Source organism: Bacillus sp. LQ16 (genome assembly GCF_057784645.1).
On record NZ_CM173491.1, the window covers coordinates 1,610,998 to 1,627,362 of the forward strand.

16 protein-coding genes, 2 other RNA genes and 2 riboswitches are annotated in these 16,365 nt (G+C 35.5%); of the genes, 15 read left to right on the plus strand and 3 right to left on the minus strand.

All coding sequences use genetic code 11. The features are described 5' to 3' along the window. The first annotated feature begins 40 nt into the window (after positions 1-40). The 3 genes from AC3EMB_RS08230 (at position 41) to pbuX (ending at position 3,032) form a co-directional block, all read left to right on the plus strand. A complete protein-coding gene (locus AC3EMB_RS08230) occupies positions 41-787 on the plus strand; it encodes a type I methionyl aminopeptidase (RefSeq protein ID WP_065228543.1) in 747 nt (248 codons plus the stop codon). A 116-nt stretch (positions 788-903) separates the two neighbouring features. Further along, positions 904-1,005: riboswitch (purine riboswitch) on the plus strand. Between the two features lie 107 nt (positions 1,006-1,112). Then, positions 1,113-1,706, plus strand: coding sequence for a xanthine phosphoribosyltransferase (locus tag AC3EMB_RS08235; RefSeq protein ID WP_000866496.1), 594 nt, complete (start codon positions 1,113-1,115; stop codon positions 1,704-1,706). Between the two features lie 3 nt (positions 1,707-1,709). Next, positions 1,710-3,032 (plus strand): xanthine permease PbuX, encoded by a 1,323-nt coding sequence (gene pbuX / locus AC3EMB_RS08240; protein WP_000809230.1) that lies wholly within the window; start codon positions 1,710-1,712, stop codon positions 3,030-3,032. Positions 3,033-3,047: 15 nt separating this feature from the next. Here pbuX and AC3EMB_RS08245 read toward each other — a convergent pair whose 3' ends face one another. Beyond that, positions 3,048-4,211 (minus strand): DUF418 domain-containing protein, encoded by a 1,164-nt coding sequence (locus AC3EMB_RS08245; RefSeq protein ID WP_000193179.1) that lies wholly within the window; start codon positions 4,209-4,211, stop codon positions 3,048-3,050. 550 nt (positions 4,212-4,761) lie between these two features. Here AC3EMB_RS08245 and AC3EMB_RS08250 point away from each other — a divergent pair. After that, complete coding sequence (locus AC3EMB_RS08250; RefSeq protein WP_445117473.1) at positions 4,762-8,421, plus strand: dynamin family protein; 3,660 nt, start codon at positions 4,762-4,764, stop codon at positions 8,419-8,421. A gap of 3 nt (positions 8,422-8,424) precedes the next feature. On the opposite strand, the gene AC3EMB_RS08255 is transcribed toward AC3EMB_RS08250, so the two are convergent. Beyond that, on the minus strand, positions 8,425-8,679 hold the full coding sequence (locus AC3EMB_RS08255; protein WP_000369740.1) for a DUF3931 domain-containing protein: 255 nt from the start codon (positions 8,677-8,679) through the stop codon (positions 8,425-8,427). A gap of 72 nt (positions 8,680-8,751) precedes the next feature. Here AC3EMB_RS08255 and AC3EMB_RS08260 point away from each other — a divergent pair, with 72 nt between their 5' ends. The 5 genes from AC3EMB_RS08260 to ssrS (AC3EMB_RS08280) all read left to right on the plus strand — a co-directional run bounded on the left by AC3EMB_RS08260 (position 8,752) and on the right by ssrS (AC3EMB_RS08280) (position 10,853). Then, the gene (locus AC3EMB_RS08260; protein WP_000011410.1) at positions 8,752-9,210 is read left to right on the plus strand and encodes a GNAT family N-acetyltransferase; all 459 of its coding nucleotides are present in this window, start codon (positions 8,752-8,754) and stop codon (positions 9,208-9,210) included. Positions 9,211-9,240: 30 nt separating this feature from the next. After that, positions 9,241-9,513 carry a YpbS family protein gene (locus tag AC3EMB_RS08265; RefSeq protein WP_000451820.1) on the plus strand — a complete coding sequence of 91 codons (273 nt, stop codon included), beginning with the start codon at positions 9,241-9,243 and terminating at the stop codon, positions 9,511-9,513. Between the two features lie 2 nt (positions 9,514-9,515). Beyond that, positions 9,516-10,349, plus strand: a complete 834-nt coding sequence (locus AC3EMB_RS08270) for a sulfurtransferase (protein ID WP_445117474.1) — start codon at positions 9,516-9,518, stop codon at positions 10,347-10,349. Between the two features lie 116 nt (positions 10,350-10,465). Next, positions 10,466-10,648: non-coding RNA, 6S RNA (gene ssrS, locus AC3EMB_RS08275), on the plus strand. A 21-nt stretch (positions 10,649-10,669) separates the two neighbouring features. After that, positions 10,670-10,853, plus strand: a non-coding RNA gene (ssrS, locus tag AC3EMB_RS08280) — 6S RNA. Between the two features lie 54 nt (positions 10,854-10,907). Here ssrS (AC3EMB_RS08280) and AC3EMB_RS08285 read toward each other — a convergent pair. Beyond that, positions 10,908-11,357 carry a hypothetical protein gene (locus tag AC3EMB_RS08285; RefSeq protein WP_001235522.1) on the minus strand — a complete coding sequence of 150 codons (450 nt, stop codon included), beginning with the start codon at positions 11,355-11,357 and terminating at the stop codon, positions 10,908-10,910. Between the two features lie 83 nt (positions 11,358-11,440). Here AC3EMB_RS08285 and AC3EMB_RS08290 point away from each other — a divergent pair, with 83 nt between their 5' ends. From AC3EMB_RS08290 to AC3EMB_RS08315, 6 genes are all read left to right on the plus strand, one after another. Beyond that, positions 11,441-11,752: a hypothetical protein gene (locus tag AC3EMB_RS08290; protein WP_000169030.1), complete on the plus strand. Its 312-nt coding sequence runs from the start codon at positions 11,441-11,443 to the stop codon at positions 11,750-11,752. 3 nt (positions 11,753-11,755) lie between these two features. Next, positions 11,756-12,994 carry a glutathionylspermidine synthase family protein gene (locus tag AC3EMB_RS08295; protein WP_445117475.1) on the plus strand — a complete coding sequence of 413 codons (1,239 nt, stop codon included), beginning with the start codon at positions 11,756-11,758 and terminating at the stop codon, positions 12,992-12,994. Then, a complete protein-coding gene (locus tag AC3EMB_RS08300; RefSeq protein WP_000606862.1) occupies positions 12,987-13,373 on the plus strand; it encodes a DUF350 domain-containing protein in 387 nt (128 codons plus the stop codon). The genes AC3EMB_RS08295 and AC3EMB_RS08300 overlap by 8 nt, the downstream gene beginning before the upstream one ends. A gap of 213 nt (positions 13,374-13,586) precedes the next feature. Beyond that, positions 13,587-13,752, plus strand: a riboswitch (M-box (ykoK) riboswitch). Between the two features lie 335 nt (positions 13,753-14,087). After that, entirely contained in the window at positions 14,088-14,813 is a 726-nt protein-coding gene (locus AC3EMB_RS08305) for a P-type ATPase actuator domain-containing protein (RefSeq protein WP_000964944.1), read from the plus strand. Between the two features lie 132 nt (positions 14,814-14,945). Beyond that, the gene (locus AC3EMB_RS08310; RefSeq protein ID WP_000757069.1) at positions 14,946-15,812 is read left to right on the plus strand and encodes a 5'-3' exonuclease; all 867 of its coding nucleotides are present in this window, start codon (positions 14,946-14,948) and stop codon (positions 15,810-15,812) included. Between the two features lie 355 nt (positions 15,813-16,167). Then, positions 16,168-16,308 carry an FbpB family small basic protein gene (locus AC3EMB_RS08315; RefSeq protein WP_001228048.1) on the plus strand — a complete coding sequence of 47 codons (141 nt, stop codon included), beginning with the start codon at positions 16,168-16,170 and terminating at the stop codon, positions 16,306-16,308. Positions 16,309-16,365: the final 57 nt, after the last annotated feature.

A 16,365-nucleotide genomic window follows, 5' to 3' on the forward strand; every position in this document is an offset into this window, starting at 1 on the left:
GTAGCGAATAGTAGGTTTAGCAAGGAAAGGTAGAGGTAGTATGATTACAATTAAAACGAAAAATGAAATAGATTTGATGCATGAATCTGGAAAATTACTTGCTTCATGTCATAAAGAAATTGCGAAAATGATAAAGCCAGGTATAACGACGCAAGAGATTAATACGTTTGTTGAAATGTATTTAAAAAAGCATGGTGCCACATCTGAACAGAAAGATTACAATGGTTATCCATATGCGATATGTGCATCTGTAAACGATGAAATGTGTCATGCGTTTCCGGCCGATGTTCCTTTAACTGAGGGTGATATTGTAACAATTGACACGGTAGTAAACTTAAATGGGGGTCTTTCAGATTCTGCTTGGACGTATAGAGTTGGAAAAGTTTCTGATGAAGCAGAAAAGTTGTTGCTAGTAGCTGAGAATGCTTTATATAAAGGGGTTGATCAGGCGGTAATCGGTAATCATGTAGGAGACATTGGCTATGCAATTGAAAGTTATGTAACAAATGAAGGTTTTTCTGTTGCAAGAGACTTTACGGGGCATGGGATCGGTAAAGAGATTCATGAAGAACCAGCAATTTTTCATTTTGGGAAGCAAGGACAAGGGCCTCAGTTACAAGAAGGAATGGTGATTACGATTGAGCCGATTGTCAATGTAGGTATGCGATATTCGAAAGTAGATTTAAATGGGTGGACTGCACGAACGATGGATGGGAAATTATCAGCTCAATATGAGCATACACTTGCGATTACAAAAGATGGGCCAATCATTTTAACGAAGTTGTAATTGGGAATGAAAGAGTTTACAAAACTCGAACGAAAATAGTGGTTTTTAAAAATTCGTACGTGTTTTTTCGATAAATGCTTTTCAAAGTATAAAAAGTGCGTTATAATCCTTCTATAAAATAAATAGTTAGCTACACTCATATAATCGCGGGGATATGGCCTGCAAGTTTCTACCGAAGTACCGTAAATACTTTGACTATGAGTGAGGACGAATATAATTGCTTGTTTGGCATTCTTTTTTGCGAAACTCCAAAAGCGCGTCTCTCACTTGTAACGAGTGGTGGCGGCTTTTGGAGTTTTTTTATTGCATAAGAGGGGGAACAAACATGAAAGTATTACAAGAAAAGATTTTGAATGAAGGAAAGGTTTTATCTGGTGACGTATTAAAGGTGGATGCATTTTTAAATCACCAAATTGATCCAGTACTTATGCAAGAAATCGGAAAAGAATTTGCTAAACGTTTTAAAGAAGAGAACATTACAAAAATCGTGACGATTGAATCTTCAGGCATTGCACCATCTGTTATGGCTGCATTAGAGCTTGGTGTAAAAGTAATCTTTGCAAGAAAACGTAAATCGTTAACGTTACAAGATAATATGTACGTTGCAAACGTATATTCATTTACAAAACAAGAAACAAATGAAATTTCATTATCTCGAAATCATATTGATGAAAATGATCGCGTGCTAATCATCGATGACTTTTTAGCAAACGGTCAGGCTGCTTTAGGTTTAATGAGTTTGGTAGAGCAAGCAGGAGCAAGTATTGCAGGAATTGGAATTGTTATTGAAAAAGCATTTCAAGATGGAGGAAAGAAGCTTCGTGAACAAGGCGTTCGTGTTGAATCACTAGCAGAAATTGCATCACTTGATAACGGCACAGTTACATTTGTACAGCAAGAAACTGCGGAGGTGAAATAAACGATGAAGCAGCATCCATTTAAAATTGCATCGCTTGGTATGCAACATATGCTTGCAATGTATGCTGGAGCAATTATCGTTCCGCTTATTGTGGGCGGTGGACTTGGTTTAAATCAAAAAGAATTAACATATTTAGTCTCAATTGATTTATTAATGTGCGGCGTTGCAACAATTTTACAAGCATTATCAAATCGCTTTTTCGGTATTGGACTTCCCGTTGTACTCGGTTGTACATTTACAGCCGTTGGACCGATGATTGCGATTGGAAAACAATACGGTGTGTCTTCTATTTATGGAGCAATTATTGCTGCTGGGTTATTCGTTGTTATTTTTGCGAAATTATTTGGAAAGCTTGTAAAACTATTTCCACCTGTTGTAACAGGATCTGTTGTTACTGTAATTGGAGTTACACTTGTTCCAGCAGCAATTAATGATATGGCTGGCGGAGTAGGAAGTAAGGATTTCGGTAGTCTTGAAAATTTAGCATTAGCATTTGGTGTGTTACTATTTATCATCATTATGTATCGTTTCTTTGATGGATTTATTCGTTCAATCTCTATTTTACTAGGTCTATTGTTCGGTACAATCGTTGCAGCGTTTATGGGGAAAGTAAGCTTGCAAGCGGTTGGAGAGGCTGATTGGTTCCATGGTATTCAACCATTTTACTTTGGTACACCAACATTTGAATTAACACCAGTTATTACGATGATTCTCGTTGCTTGTGTAGGGATTGTGGAAGCAACGGGTGTATACTTTGCATTATCTGATATTTGCAATAAAAAAATCGGTGAAAAAGAATTAACAAAGGGCTATCGAGCAGAAGGATTAGCGATGGTGTTAGGTGGCATTTTCAACGCGTTCCCATATACAACTTACTCTCAAAACGTAGGACTTGTTCAATTAACTGGAGTAAGAAATCGCGTTATTATTTATACTTGCGGTGGTATGTTAATCGTTCTTGGATTCATTCCTAAAATCGCAGCTATTACAACAATCATTCCGAAATCAGTACTTGGCGGTGCTATGCTCGCAATGTTCGGTATGGTAATGGCATATGGTATTAAAATGTTAAGTAGCGTTGATTTTGGCAAACAAGAAAACTTATTAATTGTTGCATGTTCTGTCGGAATTGGGCTTGGGGTTACAGTTGTTCCTACATTATTCTCACAACTTCCTGAAAACATTCGTATTTTAACAGATAACGGAATTGTACTTGGAAGTGCGTCAGCAGTACTTTTAAATATCGTATTTAATATGGTGCCGCAGCGTAAAGTGAAAGTAAAAGAAGAGCCGGTGTCTATGCAAAGTGCAGTAAGAGAAGCGTAAAAAAGCAAGGTCTCGTTATGAGACCTTGCTTTTCTTTTTAAGTGGCATCATTTTCCCGTAAGTACCAAGACGCCAAATGTACTCAAGTGGTCCGTATTGGTAATGTGAAAGCCACCAGCGGCTAATAAAGATTTGTAACGTGTAGAAACTAATGCAGAATAGTGGTCCAACCCATAGTGGAGCCAGATAATCATTTTTAAACAATAGCCCGAATACAAGTAATGTAACAATTGTATGCGAGATGTAATTTGTTAATGCCATTCGTCCAACGTATTGGAATGGACGTAATAACGTTTGCCATTTTTCTTTTTGTAATAAACGCATTAACGTGACAATGTAGAAGATGAACAATGTCTTTCCGCTTATCATCGTAATGCCCATAAGTGAAAATGGTGTGTATGGTTGATTGTTCATAAAGAAGTAAACCATAATAAACCACATCGGTAATGTTAAAATGAACATAATGATTTGCCATTTTTTAAGTTTTGGATCTAATTCCTTAGCACGGCGGAAAATGTCTTTTTTACCGGCATATAATCCGAGTAAAAACAATCCTAGTGTTTCAGGAAGCATAATAAGACTGTTACTTATTGCTTCAGAATAGAATGAATAGAATCTGTCTGTAATTTGTAAGCCCCAGTTTTCTAACGGCATAATGGCTATGGAAAGGCCTAGTTCATCTACCGGCACTAATAACATGACAAGAGAACCTAATAATGTGAACAATTGCATGAAACTTAATAGTACAATTGACCATATTAAAATAGTACGTGTCTTTCTTTTGTAAAATAAAAATAAGAAAAACCCGGTAATTGCATAAGTATGTAAAATGTCACCGTCCCATAAAAGAACGTAATGTAAGAACCCGAATAATAATAAGATAAGTAAGCGGCGAACAAACAAAGTTTTTGGACGATCGGTCTTCGCCTCAGCACGATTCATAAAAATATAAAAACCTAATCCGAATAAAAACGAAAAAATTGTATAAAATTTCGTTTGAATAAACATATCGTAAAATAGGCGAATATAGCTGTCTATCCCTTCGTAAATTCCTGTAATATCACGTGAGTCAACCCCGGCAATAATTGGCCAGTTAACAAGAAAAATACCTAATACAGCTATTCCTCTAATAATATCAATGGAGTGTATCCTCTCGCCTTGTGTGAGATTTTGTGTCATTTTTTTCCTCCTTGTTAAGTAATTCCCTTTTATTATACAAAATGTAAGATGGAGGTGATAGGGGATATTTCCATTTTTTTAAACTGTTAAGTTATGTAGGATGAGATATAATAAGAGTGCACAACAAGTTTTAACCTTTTTCAAAACAGGCAGTAAAGCTCCTTCTTATAAGGAGCTTTCTTTATGGAAAGTGTTGATAATGATTCTCTTTAATGATAAAATGTATTCAAAAGTGATAATCATTATCAAAAAAAGGTTGGTGCATGAGTATGGTATATGCATTAGTAGCAGGTACAGTTGCTGTATATGCAGTTATTGCAAAGTATGTTTTAAATGGAGTAGGAACAGCAAAATGAGTGATATGACATAAAATCCCTTTCATTTGTAAAAAGAATGAAAGGGATTTTTTATTTTTAATGAGAATATGCTGAAAATTTAGTATGATAGTAAAGTGAAACTGTAATCAATGGGTAGGTGTAACTCTCACTGGTTATGAGCTCGCAATTAGCGGGGAAAAGTATATACATCTTGGATAAAGGGGAACAAGGGGATGACAAACATAGTACAGACAAACGGTATGAAAAAACTTGTTTGTTTTTATGAAGAGTGGCAAAAACACGGCGATGCAGAGAATAGCTTAAAGTTGTTTGAAGTAATTCAAAAATATAAACGAGAGCAGCTTATGATAGCGTTCTGCGGTCACTTCTCAGCAGGGAAATCAACGATGATGAATCATCTATATAAAGCGCAGTTGTTACCAACAAGTCCAATTCCGACAAGCGCTAACGTCGTTAAAATTGAAAAGGGATTTGATCGTGTTGTTGTAACGATTAAATCTGGAGAACAGTACGAATATGACGGTGCATATTCAGCAGAAGAATTAAAGCAAATTTGTAAAGATGGCGATGAGGTAATTGGTGTTCATATTTATCGGAATGATGCACCAATTCCTGAGGGTGTTATGTTAGTTGATACACCAGGGATTGACTCAACAGATGATGCCCATCAACTAGCGACAGAATCAACGCTACATCTAGCAGACGTAATTTTTTATATGATGGATTATAATCACGTCCAATCGGAAGTGAATTTGCAATTTGTTAAAGAATTGAAACAACGTAATAAAACGGTTTATCTCGTTGTAAATCAAATAGATAAACATAAAGAAAATGAATTATCATTTGAGGATTATAAAGATAGTGTGAAACAATCGTTCTCTAACTGGGATATTGAAGTAGATGGAGTTTATTATACGTCATTACGAATGATGAACCATCCACATAATGAAATTGGAAGCTTAGAAACATTAATTACTTCTATTATGAAAGAAAAAGAGCAGTATGTAAGAGAGGGAATGGAGCGAGAAACAGAACATTTAATGGGAGAACATTTCTCGTTTATTGTTTCTGAAAATGAAAAAGCTCTTTTGACATATGAGGAAGAGTTAGCATCACCGCTTTTGATTTCAGAAATAGTTGAAAAGAAAGAAGAGCTAACGGAAACTAAACATCGCGAGGCTAGTAAAGAATCTCATGTGAGAAACGAATTTATAAAAGGTTTACAAGCTATATTAGATAACGCGTATTTAATGCCATTTGAAATGAGAGAATTGGCAAATGCATATTTAGAAACGAAATTAACAAAGTTTAAAGTTGGTTTGCTATTTGCGAAAGGAAAGACGGAGCAAGAAAAACAAAGACGTGTAGAGGCGTTTTATTCTGCCCTTCAAAAGACTGTTGAAACGCAACTTGATTTTCATGTGAAAGAATTTATTGTAGCCTTCTTAAAAGAAGAAGGATTGTTCACGGAGGAAATTGGGAAAGACATATATGCTTTAGAAATCGCTTTTGGACCAGAAATGTTAGCTGAAGTCATTAAACAAGGTGCAGGTTTCACAGGTGATTACTTACTTCTTTATACAGCGGATGTAGCGAATGAACTGAAGAAACGTTATTTTACAAAAGCACAGCAAATTTTTGATAAAAGTGCAGTTGTTTTAAAGCAAAAAGTGAAGGAAGCAGTTGCTCGTATGGAAGAAGAGATTGAAAAATATACGATGTTGCAAACGGCAAAAGAGACGGAATTACAATACAGTAACAATTTAGAGACATATGAAAGTTATTTACAAAATGTTTGGCACGAGCGTGTTGCTACACCAGAAGGATTGCAAATAGAGGAGATATTGCAACGTGAAAAACAAATTGTTAGTGAGAAATTCACACTACAAGAGCAGGAAATGGTAAATGATAACGTAGCGGCTCATGAAGAAGAGATAAAAGGAACGGCAGCTTTAAATATTCAGCGTATATTAGAGAAAGTGAAGAAAGCTGAAATGATATTAGAGCCATTGCCAGCGCTGAAACATGTACAGCAAGAGGTGATAGAAAAAAGGCGTCGTGTGGAAACGAAACAATTTACAGTAGCGTTATTCGGAGCTTTTAGTGCTGGGAAATCATCATTTGCCAATGCCTTACTTGGTGAGAAGGTACTTCCTGTATCACCAAATCCGACGACGGCAACGATTAATCAAATTTTGCCGGTTACAGAGGAAAAACCACACGGAACAGTAATGGTTCAATTCAAATCAAAGCAAGCTCTATTAGAAGATATGAAAGCTGTTTATAAGCTGTTTCATTATGAGATTACTACGTTAGATGAGGCGTTAGCACAAATTGATAAAGTTATGAAATATCCTTCACCGACTGGGAAGCAAAAAACAACATTTAGCTTTTTACGAGCGGTACAAAAAGGGTATGATGCAGTTTCTACTTATTTAGGAGAACAAGTACAAGTCACATTAGAAGAGTTCTCTGATTATGTAGCGAATGAAGAAAAATCATGCTTCGTTGAGTATATGGAGCTTTATTATGATTGTGCTTTAACAAGGCAGGGAGTAGCGCTTGTAGACACACCTGGAGCGGATTCTATTAATGCTCGCCATACGGATGTTGCATTCCAGTATATTAAAAATGCAGATGCTATTTTATTTGTAACATATTATAACCATGTATTCTCTCGTGCTGATCGTGAATTTTTAATTCAGCTTGGGCGTGTAAAGGATACTTTTGCCCTTGATAAAATGTTCTTCTTAATTAATGCGGCGGATTTAGCAGAGTCTGAAGAAGAACTTGAAATGGTAAAAGGTTATATCGCAGATCAGCTACTGCAATACGGTATTAGAAATCCGCGTTTATTTGCAATTTCAAGTTTATGTGCGCTTGAAGAGAAACAAGGAAAGAATGTTGAAAAAGAGAAGTATGGTATTTTACAAAACTCTGGAATTACTAAGTTTGAGGAATCATTTACGTCCTTTATGATGAGAGATTTAATGCTTGTTTCTGTGCATGCTCTATATGGTGCGTTGCAAGGAGCAGATCAACTTTTAGTAAACATGATAAATGGTGCAAAGCAGGGGAATGAAGAGAAAGATAAGCAAACGAAAAAATATGAAGCAGAGCGTGATCAACTACTTCATATTATTTCATCATATAGTGTACTTGCTGAAGAACAGGCGATGCAAAATGAAGTGAAAGAGTTGCTTTATTACGTGCAACAGCGTCTATTCCTACGTTATAACGATGTGTTTACTGAATTTATTAATCCGGCGTCACTTCGAACGGATGGAAATGTGAAAACACAATTGCAACAGTGTGTTATGGAATTAGTAGCATTTATTCAGCATGATTTATTACAAGAAATGCGTGCGACATCATTACGTCTTGAAAAATGGATAGACGAAGCGATGAAGCGTGCAAAGGACGAAATTGTAGTGAACTGTAAAGTAGAAAATCAATCAATTTCTATGAATGGAACAGTTGAGTATGAATATAAAGATATTACACATAAAGAACCGTTCCCTTCAGTTGAAATAAAAGATTTCAAAAAAGCACTGGCACATTTTAAAAATGAGAAAAGCTTTTTTGAAAAGAATGACAAAGCTTTTATGCAAGAAGACGCTAAATCTGTATTAGAACCGCTTGTATCAAACTATGTAGCCGATGAAAAAGATTTATTTGTCCATCATTATAAGCAAGAATGGGATATGAAGTGGAACTTATTCCAAAAAGTGATGCAACAAGATGTAATGAACTATTATGAAAGTATATTGTTTGCATTGGCTGAAACGATCGATGTATCTCTATATGAACAAAGTAAAGAACAATTGCACAATCAGTTAGTAGAGATTGAAAAAGAAATTTATGTTATATAGTCGTTATGAGAAAAAGATTCGTTCAATTTTCTTTTGCAGTACAGTATCTAAAGATTTGACAAATCCAGCAAATTCATCGGTAGAAATCATATGAGTAAGAACGAGTCGTCTGCCATCTGGTGTTTCACCGCATAAGACGAATGAAGAAAATTCGTATGTTTTATTTTCAACTACTAATTTTGGATAGGAATACGTGTCGCTTTTCTTCTTCTTTCCATCAATAGAGATGACGTTGCATTTTTTCTCATTGTTGTCCATGGTGAATCCCTCCTTTCTATTATTTATGGTAGACAAGGAGGGTTTAGAACAATAGAGATGGGGGGATTTTTTATGTCTTTTGTAATAGAACGTATTTTAAAAGAGGCTATACCGAAGTCTTTATTGCTACTTGCTGATCCAAGTGAACGGCAAATAGCTATATATGTACAAAGAGGGTTAACATACGTAGCAAAGCAAGGGGGCAGCATCATCGGTGTGTATGTTCTTTTGGAAACAAGGCCGAAGACGATGGAAATCATGAATATTGCGGTTGCAGAGCATTTGCAAGGAAAAGGGATTGGGAAGAAGCTATTAAGGCATGCCGTAGAAACTGCTAAAGGATATGGTATGTCAAAACTTGAAATTGGTACAGGCAATTCTAGTGTTTCACAACTTGCTTTATATCAAAAATGTGGATTTCGTATTTTTTCTATTGATTTTGATTACTTTTCGAAGCATTATGAAGAAGAGATTATTGAAAATGGCATTGTATGCCGTGATATGATTCGGCTTGCAATGGAATTGAATTAGAACGTATAACTTATTTAGGGGGAAGAGAAGATGGAAGTACATAAAGCAATTACAGCACATTCTCGTAAACAAAATGAAAGTGTAAAAGCATGTTTACAATTAGATGCGCAGCGTGAAGCAGCTATTGAAGCAGCCGTATCTCTTGCGTCAAATGGGAAAGAATTTTCGGTTGATGTCATTAATGTTGTAACAAAGCAAATTAATGATCTTGCAAAAAATGGTGTTACCTTGCAGCGTAAATATGTTACAGAAGAAATGGTTATGGAGTATGTAAGTCGTTTACAAGAGAAAGAAGGTCGTTAAAGATGATAGTTACAGTCGAATGGTTACGTGAGCATATAGAAGATGAGAACGTCCGTGTAATCGATTGTCGTTTTGATTTAGCGAATCCTAATTGGGGTAGAGAAAAGTATGAAGAAGAACATATTCCTCATGCGTTATATTTTGATTTGAATTTAGATTTATCAAGTCCTATAGCAGAACATGGTGGCCGCCATCCGTTGCCAAGCATTGAAGAGTTTGCGGACAAGCTTTCGGAGGTTGGTATTGATGAACATACGACAGTAATTGCGTATGACAGTCAAGCTGGTGCAAATGCTGCTCGTTTATGGTGGTTATGTAACTATGTAGGACATGAGAAAGTATATATATTAGATGGTGGTTTCCCGGTTTGGAAAGAGAATGGACTACCGACAACAACGGAAATTCCTGTTGTTATACGAAAAACATTTAAAACAAACATACAAGATCATATGCTTGTATCGATGGAAACAGTAAGAGAGAATATCCAGGCAGGTGCAGATGTTACGTTAATTGATTCAAGAGAGCCAAAACGTTATGCTGGTGTAGAGGAACTTGTCGATCATAAAGCAGGACATATTCCGACAGCAACAAACTATTTTTGGAAGGATGGAATGTTGCAATCAGGACAATTTAAGAATGAAGCTGAGCAACAAGAACGATTCCAAAATCTGTCGAAAGATAAGGAAACCATTGTATATTGTGGTTCTGGTGTTACGGCATGTCCAAATATCATTGCGTTAAAATTGGCTGGATTCCAAAATGTTAAATTGTATGCAGGTAGCTGGAGTGATTGGATTTCTTATCCAAAAAATCAAATTGCAAAAGAAGAAGATTAATCACTTGCATGCAAAAATAATTTGTATTAAAATAAGGTCACAAGCAAGAGATTGCTCGAAAAACTTTGTATTTTACACATTGGAAACAATGTGATAATATAACGACAAGTAAATAATACATCCTGCGGTGTACGTAACTTATTTATGTCTAAAACCGATGTTAGTTATACGGAAGCTCAATATTTAGCGACCATCATCAAGCCTTCCTTGTGGAGGAAGATGTACGGTAACTGTGAGGGCATCCACCTGCGAGTAGCGGGTTTTTGGACATTTACGAGGAGCGGCACGTGCGGGGGTCTTATTTCAACTAACCTTATATAAAATTCCTACGGTGTACGTAGCTTATGCATGTCTTAAACCAATAAGTTTAATAAGGAAGTTCAATATTTAAATGTAGCTAACATGCCATCTTTTTAAGAAGGAAGTTACAAACATTTGTGAGAGCATCCACCTGTGAGAGCAGGTTTATGGACATCTAGAGAGAACGGCATATGTGGGGCTATATAAAAACCTTACGTTTTATACGTAAGGTTTTTTTGTTGCATAGATATATCAATATTATCTTGATTCACCTGTGAAGTTTCCGTAATAAATGTAGCACTTTCTGTCTTCATCAATCTCTCTTGAATCCAAGGAGAATTCCATAGACATGCCGTCTCGCTGAATATATATAATATCTGAATGAAGAGATGGTAAAATTTCTTCGTAGTTCCATACATCTTGACTATCTACTAAGCTTGAACTCGTTTCACTTAGTTCTCTAATTTCAAAACCGATGTGGGAGTATGTAGGGTCTGAAGGGTCATTGGCGAAAACTTCTTTTTGAATATAAATAACTGCTGTTCCGTCTGGATCAACCGAAGTTGCAGTAACAACATAAGTATTTTTCTCTTTAATAAAATATTCACAAGTCATGCGTGCGATAATTTCAGAATTAGAAATATTGGCGTAGTTCCATAAAGCAGGATACCCTTTCGTTTCATCATTAAGTCGATATTCTAAGCGCATTTAATCCCTCTTCTTCCTTTTTCTTCTACTTTATCATGCCATCCTATATAATAGGAATAGAATTTAAAAAGGGGAGTGCGAAGGTGACAAAAACGAAATGGCTAGTAGGTGGTGTCGTAACGTCTTTAATGACTGGCACTTTATTTGGCTGCGCACAAGATCTTCCCCCAAAACCGAATGATAATAGTTGTTCTGATTGGGATTGGGATGATGAACTTGGGGTATGGCAGTGTGATGATAGTAGTTCAGGTTATCGTGGGCATTATTTCTATGGTGGGCGATACTATCAAAATAAATCCACTTTTAAAAATTCATCGGCGTTTAAATCGTATCAATCGTCTGCTGAATTTAAAGGTGGAATTGGAAGCGGTTCAAAGGGAGGATTTGGGGGCTAAAATATGTCGCAATACATAAGGGATCGAAAAGAATTTTATTTAAAATATCCGAATTTTTGGTCGGATTTATATGAATGTGAGTATAGTTTGTTTCATGTTTTTTCTATAACAAATCAGACTTTGGACCAATTACACTTAGCGACTGAACGAATGGGGAAAATATTTTTTAAGACTGCTAGACTGCTGCGTAATTTAAGTGACGAACAGCTTCTAGATCTTGGCTTTCCATCCGCGAGTTTATCATTCATTAGAATGAAAGGGCTTTATCCTGAATCTGTAATTTCGCGATTTGATTTTGCTGTAACAGAGGATAATAAAATCAAAATGCTTGAGTTTAATAGTGATACACCAACTTTTATTGTGGAATGTTTTCAAATGAATGGGAAAGTATGTGAAAATCTAGGCTATGATGATCCAAACTCGGATCAAGAACGATTGCTATCTTCTGGTGTAACGAAAGCAGTAATGGAAGCGACAAAGGGATTAGATAATCCAAATGTTGTTTTTACAGCACATCATGAACATATCGAGGATTGGAATACCACTATGTATTTAAGTCAGCTATGCCATGTTGAAAATAAAGTATTGCCAATGTCAGAACTTAGAATTACAAAGGATGCTCTAGTCGATAAAGATGGGGCGAAGATTGATGTTTTATATCGCCAAACATATCCGATAGAAGATTTAATTGAGGATCAAGATCCTGAAACAGGAGATTTGGTAGGTGTGGAACTGTTACAACTTGTAAAAACCGGAAAGCTTTTTATAATAAATCCTTTGTCAGCATTTTTACTTCAGCCAAAATCAATTCAGTGTCTTATTTGGGGGTTAGCAGAAGAAGAGGTCTTTTATACAAATGAGGAACAACAGTGGATTAAAGAATATATGTTACCTACATATTTAGAACCAGATTTATTTTTAGGAAAAGGTTCTTTCGTTCAAAAACCTTCATTTGGGAGAGAAGGAGATACAATTACGATTCGCGATAAAGACGAAAATATTATGCTTCAAAATGCACACGAAACGTATAAAGCGTCACTGCCGATATTTCAAAAGTATACCGAACTGCCAGTCGTATCCTTGGAAACAGAAAAAGGGATCGAGAAACTGTCATATGTGTTTGGTTCGTTTTTAATTGCTGGAAAAGCGAGTAGTATCGGTATTCGTGCGGGAGAAAAGATTACAGGAAATGAATCGTACTATTTACCGGTAGGTATAAAAAGGAGGGGAAAAAATGATTAATTTTTTATTATATTTAGCAGTAACACTCGGCCTTTTATGTATAGGTCTGTTCTTAATGGAAGTGACAACGAAAGTAAAGGAATTTAAGTTAATGGCTCAAGGAAATAAGGCGGTAAGCTATGTGCTTGGAGGAAGATTACTTGGGTTAGCTGTTGTTTTATATTCGACAGCAGCTAATTCAATTTCACTTCTTGATATGATTTCGTGGGGAGCAGTTGGGATTTTGGCTCAAATTATCGTCTTTTATTTAGCTGAGTGGCTTACACCACGCTTTAATATAAACAAAAGTCTCGAAGAAGATAATCAAGCAGTCGGTCTTTTTCTTATGTTTTTATCGCTTTCGATTGGGATTGTAATCGCTGGTTGTATAACTTATTAAAAACTTTACGTTTAAACGTAAAGTTTTTTATTTTATCCCGCTATTTGCCGGGCAGCCCGATTGGTGAGGGCTAATAATCAGTGGGGGATGAACAAAACCCCCACTGATTAAAGTTTCACTTTATATACGTTAGTTTGCCATACCTTTTGAAAAAATTGTAGGCTACTGTTGACATCTATTTTAAATAAGAGTAACATTTTCAATGTAATGAAAATAAGTCTCTGTTAGGTGAGGCTCCTGTATAGAGAAATGCTACTGCCCAAAAATGTCGAGAGACGCCAATGGGTCAACAGGAATGATCGAATTAAGGTTTTTCTTAACGTAGCTGGTAATGTACCTATGCTATACAGTGCTAAAACTCGGCGAGGGAGAGGTCCGTAGATTTCTAATTATATTAGAAATCGTTTATTTGTGTATGTAATGGCCACTACTCTCTTAAGGGTAGGGGTCTTTTTTGTTACCAAGCTATGAGTAATTTCATAGTATAAACTATAAAATTAAACGAGGAGGTGAGGAGCATGTCAAATTCTGACTCGGTTCCGTTACCCATATACTTCAAATCAAAAATATATGATGTAGGCAGGAAACGATTTGTTCCTCCCTCTATATTTATCACAATGTAGCGTTTATAAAGCGCTAGACACTTTCACAGAAAAGTGGATAAATTGAGAAACAAAGCGTTTCTTCCTATGTTGTAAAGGAGGAGACGATAATATGTTATATGCAAACAAAACTGTGGGTAACACGTCATATAAACTAAATAAAAAATCAATAAAAGAACAAACAATGCTCCAAAAAAATAAAGATTTATTAATTGAAATTGCAACAAGAGATGTAAAATCTGTATTTGCATATTTTAAAACAACAAGAGACGGACTATCAATGAAAGAGGCGCAAAAACGTATTCAAGTATATGGCCGAAATGAACTAACTTCAAAAAGAGCAATTCTTGCAGAAGTAATGATGAAGCTTGGTGGCATGATTCCAGGTTTTTCAAAACAACGTGTGTGTGATGAATTACAACGTGAAACGATTACTGTATCTAGAGTAGAATGTTCTAGTAGTACAGGGCTAAATAGTGAACTGAAAATGATGGAGATACCAGTGCAAGAACTTGTACCTGGAGATATGATTTTTCTTTCGGCTGGAGATGCTGTGCCAGCTGATGTACGTATTATTTATGCAGATGATTTATTAGTGAATGAGTCTGTGTTAACGGGAAACGAAGCGAGTATAGAGAAGTTTGAAAGCTGCTATCACCTTGAACGTAAACGATTTATTCCATTAAAACGGATGAAAGATTATAATCCACTTGAGCTTGAAAATGTATGTTTTAAAGGTTCACATATCGTTAGTGGAAGTGCAAAGGCTGTAGTTGTTTCTACTGGAAAAAATACGTATTCAGGCATATTGCATACTTGTTGTAGTAGAACGTCTTAATGTGTTAATGGTGCTAAATATACAAAAACAATGTATAATAGACAAAGTTGAGCAAAAACGTAGAATGGTAATCTATTTATATAACCTTACGTGATAACGTGAGGTTATTATTTTTTTAATAGGAGAGGAATTATGAAAAAAGTATTATTAGTTGATGGTATGGCACTATTATTTCGTGCTTTTTACGCAACAAGTGTCTACGGACAATTTATGAAACGACAAGATGGAACCCCTACGAATGGGATTCATGGTTATATGAAACACTTGTTAACAGCTACGCAAGCGATTGAACCAACACATATCGTTACATGCTGGGATATGGGAAGTACGACATTTAGAACAGAATCGTTCTCGAATTATAAAGCAAATCGTGCAGCGCCACCAGAAGAATTAATTCCTCAATTTGATTTAGTGCAAGAAATGACTGCGAAATTATCCATTCCAGTTATCGGTATGAAAGGCTACGAAGCGGACGATTGTATCGGTACGCTTGCAAAACAATACTGCAATGAAGCTGAAGTTTATATTTTAACTGGTGATACAGATTTACTTCAACTTGTTGATAAGAACGTTACGGTTATGCTTCTGCGTAAAGGAATTGGAAATTACGAATATTACACACCGGAGAAAATCATGGAAGAAAAAGGTGTAGAGCCGTGGCAAATCGTCCATGCAAAAGCTTTCATGGGAGATACAAGTGATAATTATCCAGGTGTAAAAGGTATCGGTGAAAAAACAGCGTATAAGCTTATTCAAGAGCACGGAACAGTATCCGCTGTACTAGAAAATGTAGAATCATTAACAAAAGCGCAGCGTACGAAGATTGAAAGTGATTTAGAGAACTTAAATATTTCGTTGCAATTAGCACAAATTCACTGTGAAGTTCCAATTTCATGTTTACTAGAAGAGGGATTACACACAATGGATGAAGAAAAACTTAGATTTGTTTGTGAAGAAATGAATTGGGGAAGACCTGAAATATTAATAAATATGCTATAAATAGTTTGGAAAGAGGGATGTTGCATAAGTCGAAATTTGACTTGGTGACACCTTCTTTTTGTTTTTGTAAACAGTATTATAGTAAATAAAATTATGTCGAACTCAATTTTAAATATATAAATGTTTCGACAAGATATAATGATAAAAGTTGATGGGAATAGTAATTTTTATAATGAAGTGAATTAATTTCAACATAGTTTTAGAGAGTCTTTTTTTCGTGTTCACAAAGTTGTCAGAAAATAAACGGAATTTTCATATGAAGTTCAAATAGAATTCACAACAATCAATTATTATAAGGACACACAGATAATTCTTTATCTTTTATATAAACCATCCCCCAAGGAGGACAATGAAAATGAGAAAAAAAGTGAGAAAATCTTTTAAACAATTATTAATTGAAAATAAACAATCACTATTAAATAATAAAGAAAATATGAAAGAAATTGAAGAGAGAATTGAGAAACGACATGTAGCATATAGTGGTGCCAGTAATTAAATAAAATAAAAAAGATAGCCTATGTAGGCTATCTTTTTTATTTTATATTGAAAAAAC

Bases quoted from the DNA above. Each gene is read 5' to 3' on its own strand.
- AC3EMB_RS08305 (WP_000964944.1), top strand. From the start codon at position 14,088: ATGTTATATGCAAACAAAACTGTGGGTAACACGTCATATAAACTAAAT.
- AC3EMB_RS08285 (WP_001235522.1), bottom strand. From the start codon at position 11,357: ATGCGCTTAGAATATCGACTTAATGATGAAACGAAAGGGTATCCTGCT.
- AC3EMB_RS08250 (WP_445117473.1), top strand. From the start codon at position 4,762: ATGACAAACATAGTACAGACAAACGGTATGAAAAAACTTGTTTGTTTT.
- AC3EMB_RS08230 (WP_065228543.1), top strand. From the start codon at position 41: ATGATTACAATTAAAACGAAAAATGAAATAGATTTGATGCATGAATCT.
- AC3EMB_RS08235 (WP_000866496.1), top strand. From the start codon at position 1,113: ATGAAAGTATTACAAGAAAAGATTTTGAATGAAGGAAAGGTTTTATCT.
- AC3EMB_RS08265 (WP_000451820.1), top strand. From the start codon at position 9,241: ATGGAAGTACATAAAGCAATTACAGCACATTCTCGTAAACAAAATGAA.
- AC3EMB_RS08260 (WP_000011410.1), top strand. From the start codon at position 8,752: ATGTCTTTTGTAATAGAACGTATTTTAAAAGAGGCTATACCGAAGTCT.
- AC3EMB_RS08245 (WP_000193179.1), bottom strand. From the start codon at position 4,211: ATGACACAAAATCTCACACAAGGCGAGAGGATACACTCCATTGATATT.
- AC3EMB_RS08315 (WP_001228048.1), top strand. From the start codon at position 16,168: ATGAGAAAAAAAGTGAGAAAATCTTTTAAACAATTATTAATTGAAAAT.
- AC3EMB_RS08295 (WP_445117475.1), top strand. From the start codon at position 11,756: ATGTCGCAATACATAAGGGATCGAAAAGAATTTTATTTAAAATATCCG.
- AC3EMB_RS08310 (WP_000757069.1), top strand. From the start codon at position 14,946: ATGAAAAAAGTATTATTAGTTGATGGTATGGCACTATTATTTCGTGCT.
- pbuX (WP_000809230.1), top strand. From the start codon at position 1,710: ATGAAGCAGCATCCATTTAAAATTGCATCGCTTGGTATGCAACATATG.
- AC3EMB_RS08270 (WP_445117474.1), top strand. From the start codon at position 9,516: ATGATAGTTACAGTCGAATGGTTACGTGAGCATATAGAAGATGAGAAC.
- AC3EMB_RS08255 (WP_000369740.1), bottom strand. From the start codon at position 8,679: ATGGACAACAATGAGAAAAAATGCAACGTCATCTCTATTGATGGAAAG.
- AC3EMB_RS08300 (WP_000606862.1), top strand. From the start codon at position 12,987: ATGATTAATTTTTTATTATATTTAGCAGTAACACTCGGCCTTTTATGT.